Origin of the sequence: Mycobacterium sp. OTB74 (assembly GCF_029892685.1) — a bacterium.
Lineage (GTDB): Bacteria > Actinomycetota > Actinomycetes > Mycobacteriales > Mycobacteriaceae > Mycobacterium.
Genome location: NZ_JARXVD010000018.1, coordinates 33,172 through 47,159, shown reverse-complemented (window position 1 = coordinate 47,159; position 13,988 = coordinate 33,172). Strand labels below are relative to the sequence as shown.

Here is a 13,988-nt window from a genome sequence, read left to right as displayed (position 1 = left end):
CCGCCTCAACGCGCGGCTTGCGCCTCGCTGCTAGCCGCCGCAACCGTCGTCAGGTGCGCCGGTGGCCTGATCAGCCGCGCCGCCTTGCAGCGCCCGCTGGTACAGCACCCTGATCTGGATGTCGAACGGCGCCGAATAGGACAGGTCGTTGAAGGCGCATCCGCCGCTCTGGAAACCCCCGACCACCCCCCTGACCTCGGAGCCGGCGATCCACGGTGAGCCGCTGGTGCCGTCGACCAGACCCGGGCATCGAACTGAAGGGAACCCCTGCTCCGCCCGGGCCGTGGCACCGCTACATCGGACCGGAACGCCGCCGTCGCCCGACGGATAGCCCATGACCTGGATGGTCTCGTCCGGGCCGGGCGCAGCGCCCAGCACGAAGCCGCCGCCTGCGTGCTCTTCCAATGTGCCGATGGCCGGCGCTGAATCACCGTGGCCGACCCGTGCAATAGCGAAATCGGCCGCTGGGTCGTGCCGGTTCACCCACCGCGGGTCCAAATACACCGCGTCGACGTGCCAGAACTCAGCCGGGCTGCCGGAACCCGCGTAACCGGGCGCGAAGTACGAGTCCGCCGACGAGTCCAGGCAATGCGCCGCGGTGATGATCAGGTCACCGGCCAATGAGTCGAGAACCGCGCCGGTGCAGGTGTGCTCTGACTTGCTGTCGAGAAAGACCGCGCCGATCCGCGCGTCCGGCTTCACCGGTACCGCGGTCAGCGACCCCGCCTCGATGACCCCGCCGGCGGTCAGACGGGGTTCGGGGTGAATCGGCTGTGCGCTGCACGAAGTGGCCACGAGCGCCACCAATCCGGTGACCACAAGCCGACGACTGCGCATCCTCCGATCTTGCCCGATGGGTATATCGGCAGCAGCACTCGGCACGCCGCCGATTCCAAAGGGGCGGCACAGTCAAGACCGCGAGAATGCGCGACACTGGTAAAGAGACACGTCGTCGATGTGCCGCACAAGGCACCGGGCATTCCCCAACGGCTACGTGGCCCACCGCCAGGCAAGGAGTGTCAACGTGAGTGAGCACAACGGGACCGACGAACAGTTGCACCCGGAGAACCCGACCGAGCAGTCGCCGCGCGGCCGCCAGTACCAGCCCGAACAGAGCGGGATGTACGAGCTGGAGTTCCCCGCACCGCAGCTGTCCGCCGCAGATGGTCGCGGTCCGGTGATGATTCATGCGCTCGAAGGCTTCTCCGACGCAGGGCACGCCATTCGATTGGCCGCCGAACACCTGAAGAACACCCTGGACACCGAACTGGTCGCCTCGTTCGCCATTGACGAGTTGCTCGATTACCGGTCACGTCGTCCGCTGATGACCTTCACCACAGACCATTTCACCAAGTACGACGATCCCCAACTGAACCTCTACGCGCTGCACGACACTGCGGGCACACCGTTCCTGCTGCTCGCCGGCCTCGAGCCGGATCTGAAGTGGGAACGCTTCATCACCGCCGTGCGTCTGCTGGCAGAGCGGCTCGGTGTCCGTCAGGTCATCGGCCTCGGTGCGATCCCGATGGCGGTCCCCCACACCCGGCCGATCAGCATGACCGCGCACGCCAGCAACACAGAGTTGATCGCCGAGCATCAGCCGTGGGTGGGCGAGGTGCAGGTGCCGGCAAGTGTGTCCAACTTGCTGGAATACCGGCTCAGCCAGCACGGTCACGAAGCGTTGGGTTTCACCGTGCACGTCCCGCACTATCTGGCGCAGACCGCCTACCCGCAGGCCGCCGAGACATTGCTGGCCGAGGTGTCGCGAATTGCTGCACTGAGTATCCCGCTGCAGGCCTTGTCGGAGGCCGGCGCCGAGGTTTACAGCAAGATCAGTGACCAGGTGGAGGCGAGCTCGGAAGTCGCTCAAGTGGTGACGGCCCTGGAACAACAGTACGATGCGTTCGTCGCTGCTCAGGAGAACAGATCGTTGCTGGCACGTGACGAAGAACTGCCCAGTGGCGATGAACTCGGCGCCCAATTCGAGCAGTTCCTCGCTCAGCAGGCCGGTGATGGATCAACGGAATCCCCGGACGGCGATGACGGTATCGGCGGTGCACGCCCGTAGCAGTTGGGAGTTCCCGCTCGGCGGACTCAGCACCAGAGCCGTCATGGCACTGCTGGCGAGGAGTGGGGACCATGACCGACCGTAAGACCACCTTGCACAGCGTGCGAGAGACGACACCGACGCTTGAGTACCGCACCATCCACGGCTACCGGCGGGCATTCCGGGCAGCGGGATCCGGTCCGGCCATCCTGCTGATCCACGGTATCGGTGACAACTCCACGACGTGGAACACGATCCAGGAGCGTCTCGCGCAGCGATACACGGTCATCGCCCCCGATCTGCTCGGCCACGGCAAGTCCGACAAGCCGCGGGCTGACTATTCGGTGGCCGCCTACGCCAACGGCATGCGCGATTTGCTCAGTGTCCTGGACATCGAACGCGTGACCGTCATCGGTCACTCGCTCGGCGGCGGCGTAGCCATGCAATTCGCCTACCAGTTCCCACAATTGGTGGAGCGGCTGGTGTTGGTCGGCTCCGGCGGGGTCACCAAGGATGTCAATGTCGTGCTGCGGATCGCAGCCTTGCCGATGGGCACCGAGGCGCTGGCGTTGCTGCGAATTCCGTTGGTATTGCCCACTCTTCAGATGTTGGGCCGAATCGGCGGCGCGCTGCTCGGTTCGACCGGCATCGGGCGCGACCTGCCTGACATGTTGCGTGTTCTCAATGACCTTCCCGAGCCTCGCGCGTCATCAGCATTTGCCCGGACGCTGCGCGCGGTGGTCGACTGGCGAGGTCAGGTGGTGACCATGCTGGACCGATGTTATTTGACCGAATCCATTCCCGTGCAATTGATTTGGGGCTCACGTGATTCGGTAATCCCTGCCGCACATGGCGAGTTGGCCCATACTGCGATGCCCGGGTCACGGTTGGAGATCTTCAAAGGCTCCGGGCATTTCCCATTTCACGACGACCCAGCCCGCTTCGTTGAAGTGGTACAGGAATTCATCGATTCGACTCCGCCTGCGGTCTACGACCGAGATGCGATCCGCCAACTGTTGCAGACCGGCGTCAGCAAGAATTCACTCAGCGGACCGACGGACACCAAGGTCGCAGTCCTCGATGCGATAGACGCCGACACCCGCAGCGCCACCTGAGAACTGGCGAAAACCTAATTCCCGCTTGCTGACGAGCGGTGTTCACGCAGTGCCTCGATCTCACGCTCAAAATCGTCGGCCGACGAGAACGAACGGTAAACCGACGCGAAGCGTAGGTAAGCGACCTCGTCCAGATCGCGAAGTGGTCCGAGTATCGCCAGCCCGACCTCATGGCTGGGCACCTCCGGAGAACCGGTGGCCCGCACCGTGTCTTCAACCTTTTGCGCCAACAGATACAGCGCATCGTCGTCCACCTGCCGACCCTGGCACGCCCGCCGAACACCCTTGATGACCTTCTCGCGACTGAACGGTTCGGTCACACCGCTGCGTTTCACCACCGCCAGGACGGCGGTCTCGACTGTGGTGAACCGGCGTCCGCATTCAGGACAGGACCGGCGCCGCCGGATCGCCTGACCCTCGTCGGCTTCCCGGGAATCGACGACGCGCGAATTCGGATGCCGGCAGAACGGACAGTGCATCACCGCTCCTTCGCCGCACCGACAATCGACCGCATCGAACGGCTTTGAGCCTACCTGCGTCGTCCACGGACGCCCGGGTGCGGTGCCGATGGCGTTCACCGGGCGACCTCAGCCGACCGGGGCGATCAACGTCTGCCCGGCGTCCAACGCCACCGACGGCAACTTGTTCAACTCGCGAATACGCTCGACCACCGCGCCGACCGGCGCGTCGGGAGCCACCCGCCGGGCTACCTGCTGAATTGACTCACCGGACTGAACACGAACCACGGCCAGGTCACCGGGCACAGCCGCGGCAGGTTGGGCCGCCGAACCGAACTGCGCGATCAACCCCAGCCATACGGTGATGCCAGCCGCCAGCAACGCCAACATCACCGTGGTGAACGGCGTGATCGGCCGCGGGCGGTGCGAGGCGCGTGACATCAGGACGCCGGTCCCGCGGTGACGAAATGCCGTGCCGGGAGGCCGACCGGTGAGCGGGCGTTGTTGCCCCGAACGTCGACGCGAGCGCTGCGCGCGCAGCATGTCCTGGCGCTGCCGCACCGTGCGGACAACGACGTCGGTCGGGTATTCGCGGGTGATGATTGCCATGGCGGTTCCTTCCGTTCGAAGCGGTTCGCTCTTATGTTCGACTATATCGCTCATGCGTTCGATTGATAGAACATGTGATCGAACTGTTGTGAACGATACGACGCCCCACCGACAAGTTCGGTTTCGCGAGCCGCGGCCAAACCAGAAGGCCCGCCCTGCGCCGACACGCCGACGGGTCAAATCTCGAACACATGTTTGATCAATGGCGCAGGGTCGGTTAAATTCGACGTCATGAGCGACAGCAGCGATACTCCGGACGGCACCGCCCACCTTCCCGGCGCTCAGTCCGCCGGCCGGCTCGACACCACCCTGACCGAACGCCAGCGGACCATCCTCGACGTCATCCGCACCTCAGTCACGACCCGTGGCTATCCACCGAGCATCCGGGAAATCGGCGACGCGGTCGGCTTGACCTCCACGTCATCGGTCGCCCATCAGCTGCGCACGTTGGAAAAGAAGGGATACCTGCGTCGCGACCCCAATCGGCCCCGCGCCGTGGACGTGCGTGGCGCCGATGATTCGGTCGGGCACAACGTGATGACCGACGTCGCGGGCTCCGACGCACTGCCTGAGCCGACCTTCGTCCCGGTGCTCGGACGCATAGCTGCCGGCGGACCGATCCTGGCCGAGGAAGCGGTCGAGGATGTGTTCCCCCTGCCGCGCGAATTGGTCGGTGAGGGTTCGTTGTTCCTATTGAAGGTCGTCGGCGAATCAATGGTCGACGCGGCCATCTGCGACGGCGACTGGGTCGTGGTGCGTCAGCAGAACGTTGCCGACAATGGCGACATCGTCGCTGCGATGATCGACGGTGAAGCGACCGTCAAGACGTTCAAGCGCACGCGCGGACAAGTGTGGCTGATGCCGCACAACCCGGCCTTCGATCCCATCCCAGGCAACGACGCGGTCGTGCTCGGCAAGGTCGTCACGGTCATCCGCAAGCTCTGAGAAACGAGCTCCCGCTACGAGGGCCTGCGCCGAGGTTCAGGCCGTCGCATGCGAGAAGTTCAACCCAGCGAACGGCGCCGGGTCAGCCTTTGATAAAGCCGTTGGTCACCGCGAATTCCTCACTGGCAAACCAGATTTCGGCAGGTGCCGCGTCATAGCCAGGGGAATCCGGTGCCCAGTACTGACCGGTCTTGGTGTCAGCCTTGATCGCATAACCATCGGGCGCCTCATCGCCCTCATGCATAGCAACCCGGAATGACATCTGCGCCGTCGGCGGCTCCTCGGCACGCAACGCTGCGTGTCGGCCACTGGACGGACCGCTCGCAAACTGCGCCACGGGTTCGTCTTCCCGTTCGACCCCACGAGTTGGACCGTCGTCCACATGGGATGGCGCTTCACCCTCGTCCGGGTGGCTGGGCGGCGCGGGTTCACCGGCGTCGTGGTGCACATCCTGAGCGTCGGTATGCGATTCGACAGCGGCCCGCTGTCGATCCAAACCACCGGACCTGGCCGCAGCGAACCCAGCCGCGCCCAGTCCTGCGGCGCCGACGCCCGCCGCTCCCCACCCCGCGAGCCCAGGGTGACCGGTATCGCCGGCGGTATTGGGCCGCGTCACCTCGTCACTGTCGGCAGAGCGTCCGGGGATGGGCACCGACACTGTCGGTTCGTCCGCAGCGTCATCGTCGGCATCGTCATGGTGGGCATCGTCATGGTGGGCAACGCCACCGCCCACCGCGGCGGGACGCTCCCAGCCATGACCCCCTTCGGGGCTGGCGATCAGATTTGGCGCGGTATCCACCCGGTCGGGGTCGTCCTGGAACGGCTCCCGGACCGACTCGTCGTGGTCTGCGTAGTGCTCATCCTCGTCCGGGTGGTCGTCATCCCAGTAGCTCGCCCGGTACTGGTCGTCGGCATGCTCTTCACCGCCTGGCGACATGAGCCGCGGCGGGGCATACGGGTCGGCGGCGCCAGCCCTGTACTGCTGCCCTTCGTAGTCCTCACCATGACCGGAGGCGTCGTACCGGTCGTACCCGCCCGAGCTGACAAAGTCGTCATGGTCGCCGTACTCGTCGTGGTCGCCGTACTCGCCATGGTGGCCCGAGCTGTCGTACGAATCCTGCGCGGCGTTGCGCCTGCGCCGCAGCATGGCCGCGATAACGATCCCGACGAGCACCAGGAACAGCGGAACGATGGCCAACAGCCACCACCAGTGGAACTGGTACCACTTGCTGCCGGACTCACCTGTCTTGCCCTTCATCGACTTGGGCTGCTCCGGGACCTTGACCCCGGACAACTGCGATGCCAGATCGCCGGGCTGGGTGCTGAACGAGTGGCTCGACTTGTTCCAGGAGATCGATCCGCCGGTGAACTTCTGACTGATGACATCTCCGTTGGTCGTCTGATCGCTGGTGGGTGCACCGAGCTTGCCGGTGGCTCCTCCGAGCTTGGACCAGGCCGCGTTCATCGCGCCGCGAACGATGAAGGCACCGTGGTCGGGCGTCCAGAAGATGACCGGTTGGTCCCCGGCGCCAAAAGTGGCGACCCGACTCATCGGTGGCAATCCGCCGTCGGTCTCACTGCTGGTCGGGAACCCCAGATCGCCCTGCGGTCCGCCGGCGGCTTGATACTTTGCCAAAACCTGGCCGGTCAGCACGTTGGCGCCGGTCTCCGGGGAGTAGTAGATGGTGCCGCCGGCGAAATTCTGGCCAACTCCGGCATGGGGATCGGTTGCATCGCCGACCGAGTACTGCGCGCCCTGTTCGGCGCCGAGCGGACCGGAAGGCCCGCCGGCGGCGCGACGAGCGGCGGCGATGGCGGAGGTGGCATCCTCGGGTACCTGCAGGCCGGTCAGTCGGCCGGCCAAATCCGCAGGCGTCGTGGTGAATTCCTTGGTTTTGACGTTCCAGCTGATCTCGCCACCGGTGAAGCTCTGCGAGACAACATCTCCCTGCCACGTCTCGTCTGCGGTCGGCACCCCGAGGGTTCCCGCAGAGCCGCCGAGCTTGTCCCAGGCGGCATTGATGGCACCGCGAACCACCCACGCCCCGTTGTCCGGCGTCCAGAAGATGACCGGCTTATCCGAAGCGCTGAACGTGCTGTTCCGGCTGCCGGAGGCACGTCCTGCACCCTCATCGATGGTCGGAAAACCCAAGTCACTGTCAGCCGGACCGCCAAGCGCGGCGTATTTGTCCAGAATCGCGCCGACCATGAAGTGCGCACCCGTGCCCTGGGTGTAGTACACCTTGCCGCCGGCGAAATTCTGGGCATAGCCTGCGCCCACCTGATAGACGTCACCGTCCTTGGCGCCGAGTTCGCCGGATTCACCACCGTCGGCGCTCCAGGCCTGGGCGATCGCAGCGCCGGCGGCATCGCTGTCGGGCGTTGCCATGGCAACCGGAGGCACGGGCGCCGTCAGCAGTGCTACCGCCACCGCGAGCACTCCGACTCCACTGCGCCCGATTGTCCTGCCAGGACGGCTTCGCAGCCCGGTCATCGAATTCCTCCCGCGGTTGGCAAAACTCCGGACGCCATAATCCCGTCACACAAATCGCGCCAGGCTATTGTCGTCGTCAACTTTGCGACAGTTGACGACGATTATGCGGGATATACGGCCAACCGCCTACCGTGTGTCGCGATCGAATCCGTATCAATTACTGCACCGTCAGTTAGTTAGACACCCAAACTACGCCCGATGATCTCCTTCATGATCTCGGTGGTACCGCCGTAGATGGTCTGGATCCGCGAGTCGAGGAATGCCCGGGCCACCTCATATTCGCGCATGTAGCCGTAGCCGCCATGCAGTTGCAGACAACGGTCGACCAGTCGCACCTGCGCTTCGGTGGAATACCATTTGGCCATCGCGGCCTGATCAATGGTCAGCTTGCGATCAAGATGCAGACCAATGAACTCATCGACCATGATCCGCACGACCGTCGCCTCGGTGGCCAGTTCCGCCAACGTGAAACGACTGTTCTGGAAGCTGCCGATCGGCTTGCCGAATGCCTTGCGTTCCTTGGTGTACTGCAACGTCGATTCCAGGACTCCTTCCATCGCGGCCGCGGCCATCACGGCGATGGAAATGCGCTCCTGTGGCAGGTTTTGCATCAGGTAGATGAAACCCATGCCCTCTTGTCCGAGCAGGTTTTCCACCGGCACCTTGACATCGGTGAAGGACAATTCGGCGGTGTCCTGGGCATCCAACCCGATCTTGTCGAGATGGCGACCGCGTTCAAAGCCCTCCATCCCCCGCTCCACGACCAGCAAGCTGAATCCCTGAGCCCCCTTGTCCGGGTCGGTGCACGCCGCCACGATTACCAAGTCAGCGTGAATACCGTTGGTGATGAACGTCTTTGAACCGTTGAGCACATAATGGTCGCCCTGCTTGACGGCCCGGGTCTTGATGCCCTGCAGATCACTTCCGGTCCCGGGTTCGGTCATCGCGATCGCGGCGATCAATTCACCGCTGCAGAATCCTGGCAGCCAACGCTGTTTCTGCTCTTCGGTGGCGAGCTCGAGCAAGTACGGCGCGATCACGTCGTTCTGCAGCGTGAAGCCCAAACCGGTGTGCCGGCCGGCGGTGGTCTCCTCAGTGACGATCACGTTGTAGCGAAAGTCCGGATTTCCTCCGCCGCCGTATTCCTCGGGCACCGCCATGCCCAGGAAGCCTTGCTTGCCGGCCTCGCGCCATACCTCGCGGTCGACGATCTTGGCCTTCTCCCATTCCTCCCGGTATGGGGCGGCGTGCCGTTCCAAGAATGCACGGTACGACTCGCGGAACAGGTCGTGTTCGGGTTCGAACAGCGTGCGGTCGTACTTGATGACACCCATGAGACCTCCGGTACTGGATAAGTTGATGACAACTTATCCCAACCGGATGGTTGGTTGTGTCGCAACACCGAACTGGCGGGGCCTACCGGGGCTGGGGACGCCCGGCGCCCTGCTGGGAACGCCCCGGCGCCTGCTGGCTGCGCGGCCGACGGCGGCGACGCTGCCCCTGCCCCGCAGTGGCCGTCTTGGCCGGGCGGTTTCCGCCGCGTCCCGCAGGCACTTCCTTGGGTGCCGGAGCGCGGTACGGCGCGATCTCGCCGACCAAGGCCTGAACGGGAGCCGAGTCGGCGACGACCTCCTGCGGCCGGGCAGTGATGCCGGCCTTGCGCAGCAGCTGCTGGGCGTCTTTACGCTGTTCGGGGAGCACGACGGTGACCACGTCACCGGAGCTGCCGGCCCGCGCGGTGCGGCCGGAACGATGCAGATAGGCCTTGTGCTCGGCCGGCGGGTCGACGTGCACCACCAGTTCGACCTCATCGACATGCACGCCACGGGCGGCGATGTCGGTGGCTACCAGCACCCGCGCCTCCCCCGTGCTGAATGCCGCGAGGTTCCGGTCACGAGCCGGCTGAGACAGGTTGCCGTGCAGGTCGACCGACGGCACGCCGGCCTCGGTCAGCTGGCGGGCCAGCTTGCGGGCCTGGTGCTTTGTGCGCATGAACAGAATCCGCCGGCCGGTTCCCGACGCCAACCGGTGCACCAACTCGCGCTTCTCTGCGACGCCTGCCACGTGGAAGACGTGGTGCGTCATGGCCGGTGGCGGCGCATCGATCTCGTCGACCGAGTGGGTGACCGGATCGTTCAGGAAGCGCCGAACCAGCTTGTCGACGCCGTTGTCCAGGGTCGCCGAGAACAGCATCCGCTGCCCGCCGGCGGGCGTGGCGGCCAGGATCCGGGTGACTCCGGGCAGGAAGCCGAGGTCAGCCATGTGGTCGGCCTCGTCGAGCACGGTGACCTGCACGGAGTCCAGGCTGACCAGCTTCTGCTTCATCAGATCTTCGAGCCGGCCGGGGCACGCGATGACTATGTCGACACCGGCCTGCAGCGCCGCCACCTGACGGTTCTGCGAGACGCCGCCAAAGATGGTGGTGACCTTCAGGCCCACCGCGGCGGCCAGCGGCTCGACGGTGTCGGCGATCTGGGTGGCCAGTTCGCGGGTCGGCGCCAGCACCAGTCCGCTAGGACGCGACGACTGCCGCCGCACCCCGGCGAGCCGGGCCACCATCGGGATAGAAAACGCCAGCGTCTTGCCGCTGCCGGTGCGCCCACGGCCGAGCACATCGCGGCCGGCCAGGGTATCCGGCAGGGTGCGGGTCTGAATGGGGAACGGCGCGGTGATGCCGCGGGCGGTGAGTGCGGCGACGAGCTTGTCGTCGACGCCGAGCGCAGCAAAAGAAGGTTCAGTGGTCACGAGGAAACGGCAGCCTTTCGGAGCACGGTAGGGCGATAGTGCCGGCGGCAGTATCGTTCGCCGCGAGAAGTGCTGGTTCAGTTCAACTGACGGCCCTCAGCCGTTCCACGACGTAAATCGGCTGCGCCCAAAGGCGGTCACAGAACCGATGTTGGCGCTGAGTCTACTGCCGATGACCCCGCGCCCATTGATCCCCAACCTGAAGAACTCCTCCGCTGGCACGAAAGCTGTTGTCCCTCAAAAGCTTTTATGGTCTTGTGAGATGGCACACGGCACCGGCGGGGACTGGAGGTCCACCTGGCCGTTACCGGCCCTGATCAGGCCGTGACAAACCCACTCAGGCTGGCGGCCAACGGAATCGGCACCCAGCCCTTGATCCGGGTGCCATCGGCCGTGTGCTCAGTGGCCTCGACCCGACCCTCGGCGTGCACCCGGGCCACCAGATCACCGCGGTCGTACGGGATCGTCACATCGACAGCGGCATCGGTGGCCACCACCAAATCGCACATCGCGGCACGCAGCCGATCAAGGCCCTCGCCGGTGTGCGCGGACACGAATACCGCATCCGGTAGCGCCCGCCGCAGCTGCGCCAAGGCCAGATCACCGGCGACGTCAATCTTGTTGACCACCAACAATTCTCGTGGTGCAGCCACGTCGTACTCGGCGACCACCTCACCCACCACCTGACGCACCGCATTGATCTGCGCCATCGGGTCGGCATCGGAACCGTCGACCACATGCACCAGCAGGTCGGCGTCGACGACCTCCTCCAGCGTCGAGCGGAACGCCTCGACCAACTGCGTGGGCAGGTGCCGGACGAATCCGACGGTATCGGTCAGGGTAAATGGCCGGCCGTCGTCGAGTTGCCCTCGGCGCGTCGTGGGTTCGAGGGTGGCGAACAGGGCGTTCTGCACCAACACCCCAGCTCCGGTGAGCGCGTTGAGCAGACTGGACTTGCCGGCGTTGGTGTAGCCGACGATGGCCACCGACGGGGTGTCGCTGGCTCGCCGGCTGTGCCGTTGGGTGTCGCGGATCTTCTTCATGTCCTTGATCTCGCGCCGCAGCTTGGACATCCGCTCGCGGATGCGCCGCCGGTCGGTTTCGATCTTGGTTTCACCGGGACCGCGGGTGCCGACGCCGCCACCGGCGCCGCCCGCGCGACCACCGGCCTGCCGAGACATCGACTCACCCCAGCCGCGCAGCCGCGGCAGCATGTATTCCATCTGCGCCAGCGACACCTGCGCCTTGCCCTCGCGACTGGTGGCGTGCTGGGCGAAGATGTCCAAAATCAACGCGGTCCGGTCGATCACCTTGACCTTCACCACTTTTTCCAGCGAGTTGAGCTGCGCCGGGCTCAGCTCGCCGTCACAGATGACGGTGTCGGCGCCGGTGGCCAGCACGATCTCGCGCAGTTCCTGCGCCTTGCCCGAGCCGATGTAGGTCGATGCGTCCGGCTTGTCGCGGCGCTGGATCAGCCCTTCGAGCACTTCGGAGCCGGCAGTCTCGGCCAGGGCGGCCAACTCGGCCAGGCTGTTGTCTGCGTCAGCGGCGGTGCCGTCGGTCCAGACGCCGACGAGAACCACACGTTCCAGCCGTAGCTGGCGGTATTCGACTTCGGTGATGTCGGCCAGTTCGGTGGACAGACCGGCCACCCGGCGCAGTGCCGAGCGGTCCTCAAGTGCCAGCTCACCGGTGCTCGGTGTCGGGTGCAGGGGGGATTCGGGATATGTCATAGGCAGTTATCGATGGTGCCCGCAAATTCAGCGGACCGCACCTGAATTATCCCTCCACCATTGCTCGGCGAGCTCACCGTGGGCCAGCAGTACCGATGGGCCGCGCAGGAAACTGGTGGTGTCAGTAACGGTCACAACCACCTCGCCGCCGGGAATGTACACCCGCAGACTGCCGGTATCGGCCCCGGTGTGCCGCAGTGCCGCCAGGGTCGCAGCGACGGTTCCGGTTCCGCAGGAACGGGTTTCACCGACGCCACGCTCATGCACCCGCATCGCGACGGTCCCGTCGGCCGGTGCGGTGAGCACCTCGACATTGACGCCCTCAGGGAACTGTTCGGCGTCGAACGACACCGGCGCCCCGACATCCAGCGCCGACAGTCCGGCCACGTTCAGCGAGGCATCAACGCAGGCCAGGTGCGGGTTGCCGACGTCGACGGCCAGGCCCTCGAAGGTACGGCCGGCCACCACTGCCGAACCGGTGCCGAATGACTGGGCCTTGCCCATCTCGACGGTGACGTCGGCGTTGACGGCGTCGACGGCGTGCAGCACCACCGGCCGAGGCCCGGCCAGCGAGCCCACCACGAACGCGTCGCGGCTCTCCAGCCCGGAGGCTCGCAGGTAATGCGCGAATACCCGGACTCCGTTGCCGCACATCTGGGCGATGGTTCCGTCGGCGTTGCGGTAGTCCATGTACCAGTCGTCGGCGGCCACCCCCTCGGGCAGTGTCGCGAAAACTCCGGCGCGCTGCGCGGCGCCCGCGGTGGTGACCCGCAGCAGGCCGTCGGCCCCCAAACCACGACGCCGGTCACACAGCGCGGAGATGATGGACGGGGTCAGCGCCAACTCTGCATCGACGTCAGGCAGCACCACGAAGTCGTTCTGGGTGCCATGTCCCTTGCTAAAGCGCACGTGGTCAGGATACGTGGCGCCAAAGCCGGGCCACCTCAGCCGCATTTTCTGAGGCATCGCCGGGCAGCCAGGTGATCCGGTGGTCGCGGCGGAACCAGGACCGTTGCCGGCGCACGTAGCGGCGGGTGCCGATGAAAGTGCGTTCGCGGGCCTCGGCCATGGCGGCGTCGTCGCCACCCGCAGCCAGCGCGGTGAGCACCTGGGCGTAACCCAGCGCCCGCGCCGCCGTCACGCCGTCCCGCAAGCCCAGGGCCTGTAGTGCAATGACCTCGTCGACCAGGCCATAGGCGAACATCAGGTCCGTGCGACGGGCCAGCCGGTCGTCGAGAACCGTTGTGTCCCAATCCAATCCGACGATCAGCGTGTCCCAGCGCGGAGCACCGATCTGCGGCGCCGACGCCGCGAAAGGCTGCCCGGTCAGCTCGACGACCTCCAGTGCGCGCACGATCCGGCGGCCGTCGGTGTCCAGGATCGACGCGGCCGCCTCCGGGTCGACCCGGACCAGGTCCGCGTGCAGGGCGGCGACCCCGACCTCGGCCAGCCGGGCCTCCCAGCGCGCCCGCACGTTCGGGTCGGTGGCCGGAAAGGCCCATTCGTCCAACAGCGACTGGATGTACATCATCGATCCGCCGACGATCACCGGCACCGCCCCACGAGCGGCAATCGCTTCGACGTCAGCGGCCGCAGCCTGCTGATAGTTGGCGACCGTCGCCGTCTCCGTCACATCGAGCACGTCGAGTTGGTGGTGCGGAATGCCACGACGTTCGGCGACGGTGAGCTTGGCGGTACCGATGTCCATGCCGCGGTATAGCTGCATGGCATCGGCATTCACAACCTCAACGGCGATCTCCCCACTGAGCCTTTCAGCCAGGTCCAGCGCCAGCGCGGACTTGCCGGTGCCCGTGGGGCCGACGACGGCGATGGGTCTCACGC

The 13,988-nt window shown here is 65.7% G+C and carries 12 protein-coding genes; 3 read left to right on the top strand and 9 right to left on the bottom strand.

Annotated features, from left to right (window positions below; all coding sequences use genetic code 11):
- Positions 1 to 30 precede the first annotated feature (30 nt).
- Entirely contained in the window at positions 31 to 837 is an 807-nt protein-coding gene (locus tag M2432_RS21490) for a trypsin-like peptidase domain-containing protein (RefSeq protein ID WP_280828861.1), read from the bottom strand.
- Positions 838 to 1,120: 283 nt separating this feature from the next.
- Here M2432_RS21490 and M2432_RS21485 point away from each other — a divergent pair, with 283 nt between their 5' ends.
- Both M2432_RS21485 and M2432_RS21480 read left to right on the top strand, forming a co-directional pair.
- The gene (locus M2432_RS21485) at positions 1,121 to 2,068 is read left to right on the top strand and encodes a PAC2 family protein (RefSeq protein WP_280828952.1); all 948 of its coding nucleotides are present in this window, start codon (positions 1,121 to 1,123) and stop codon (positions 2,066 to 2,068) included.
- Between the two features lie 71 nt (positions 2,069 to 2,139).
- On the top strand, positions 2,140 to 3,162 hold the full coding sequence (locus tag M2432_RS21480; protein ID WP_280828860.1) for an alpha/beta hydrolase: 1,023 nt from the start codon (positions 2,140 to 2,142) through the stop codon (positions 3,160 to 3,162).
- A 14-nt stretch (positions 3,163 to 3,176) separates the two neighbouring features.
- Here M2432_RS21480 and nrdR read toward each other — a convergent pair whose 3' ends face one another.
- Entirely contained in the window at positions 3,177 to 3,641 is a 465-nt protein-coding gene (gene nrdR / locus M2432_RS21475) for a transcriptional regulator NrdR (protein ID WP_280828859.1), read from the bottom strand.
- Between the two features lie 108 nt (positions 3,642 to 3,749).
- Positions 3,750 to 4,229, bottom strand: a complete 480-nt coding sequence (locus tag M2432_RS21470; protein WP_280828858.1) for a LysM peptidoglycan-binding domain-containing protein — start codon at positions 4,227 to 4,229, stop codon at positions 3,750 to 3,752.
- Positions 4,230 to 4,460: 231 nt separating this feature from the next.
- On the opposite strand from M2432_RS21470, the gene lexA reads away from it, so the two are divergent.
- A complete protein-coding gene (gene lexA / locus M2432_RS21465; RefSeq protein WP_280828857.1) occupies positions 4,461 to 5,174 on the top strand; it encodes a transcriptional repressor LexA in 714 nt (237 codons plus the stop codon).
- Positions 5,175 to 5,256: 82 nt separating this feature from the next.
- Here lexA and M2432_RS21460 read toward each other — a convergent pair whose 3' ends face one another.
- The 6 genes from M2432_RS21460 to miaA all read right to left on the bottom strand — a co-directional run bounded on the left by M2432_RS21460 (position 5,257) and on the right by miaA (position 13,986).
- Positions 5,257 to 7,668 (bottom strand): hypothetical protein, encoded by a 2,412-nt coding sequence (locus M2432_RS21460; RefSeq protein WP_280828856.1) that lies wholly within the window; start codon positions 7,666 to 7,668, stop codon positions 5,257 to 5,259.
- A gap of 176 nt (positions 7,669 to 7,844) precedes the next feature.
- Positions 7,845 to 9,002 (bottom strand): acyl-CoA dehydrogenase family protein, encoded by a 1,158-nt coding sequence (locus M2432_RS21455; protein WP_280828855.1) that lies wholly within the window; start codon positions 9,000 to 9,002, stop codon positions 7,845 to 7,847.
- A gap of 82 nt (positions 9,003 to 9,084) precedes the next feature.
- Positions 9,085 to 10,413 (bottom strand): DEAD/DEAH box helicase, encoded by a 1,329-nt coding sequence (locus M2432_RS21450; RefSeq protein WP_280828854.1) that lies wholly within the window; start codon positions 10,411 to 10,413, stop codon positions 9,085 to 9,087.
- Positions 10,414 to 10,730: 317 nt separating this feature from the next.
- Positions 10,731 to 12,146, bottom strand: coding sequence for a GTPase HflX (gene hflX, locus M2432_RS21445; protein ID WP_280828853.1), 1,416 nt, complete (start codon positions 12,144 to 12,146; stop codon positions 10,731 to 10,733).
- Positions 12,147 to 12,173: 27 nt separating this feature from the next.
- Positions 12,174 to 13,055 carry a diaminopimelate epimerase gene (dapF, locus tag M2432_RS21440; RefSeq protein WP_280828852.1) on the bottom strand — a complete coding sequence of 294 codons (882 nt, stop codon included), beginning with the start codon at positions 13,053 to 13,055 and terminating at the stop codon, positions 12,174 to 12,176.
- A gap of 4 nt (positions 13,056 to 13,059) precedes the next feature.
- Positions 13,060 to 13,986 (bottom strand): tRNA (adenosine(37)-N6)-dimethylallyltransferase MiaA, encoded by a 927-nt coding sequence (gene miaA, locus M2432_RS21435; protein ID WP_280828951.1) that lies wholly within the window; start codon positions 13,984 to 13,986, stop codon positions 13,060 to 13,062.
- Positions 13,987 to 13,988: the final 2 nt, after the last annotated feature.

Bases quoted from the DNA above. Each gene is read 5' to 3' on its own strand.
- nrdR (WP_280828859.1), bottom strand. From the start codon at position 3,641: ATGCACTGTCCGTTCTGCCGGCATCCGAATTCGCGCGTCGTCGATTCC.
- M2432_RS21470 (WP_280828858.1), bottom strand. From the start codon at position 4,229: ATGGCAATCATCACCCGCGAATACCCGACCGACGTCGTTGTCCGCACG.
- hflX (WP_280828853.1), bottom strand. From the start codon at position 12,146: ATGACATATCCCGAATCCCCCCTGCACCCGACACCGAGCACCGGTGAG.
- M2432_RS21480 (WP_280828860.1), top strand. From the start codon at position 2,140: ATGACCGACCGTAAGACCACCTTGCACAGCGTGCGAGAGACGACACCG.
- M2432_RS21490 (WP_280828861.1), bottom strand. From the start codon at position 837: ATGCGCAGTCGTCGGCTTGTGGTCACCGGATTGGTGGCGCTCGTGGCC.
- M2432_RS21455 (WP_280828855.1), bottom strand. From the start codon at position 9,002: ATGGGTGTCATCAAGTACGACCGCACGCTGTTCGAACCCGAACACGAC.
- M2432_RS21485 (WP_280828952.1), top strand. From the start codon at position 1,121: ATGTACGAGCTGGAGTTCCCCGCACCGCAGCTGTCCGCCGCAGATGGT.
- M2432_RS21460 (WP_280828856.1), bottom strand. From the start codon at position 7,668: ATGACCGGGCTGCGAAGCCGTCCTGGCAGGACAATCGGGCGCAGTGGA.
- lexA (WP_280828857.1), top strand. From the start codon at position 4,461: ATGAGCGACAGCAGCGATACTCCGGACGGCACCGCCCACCTTCCCGGC.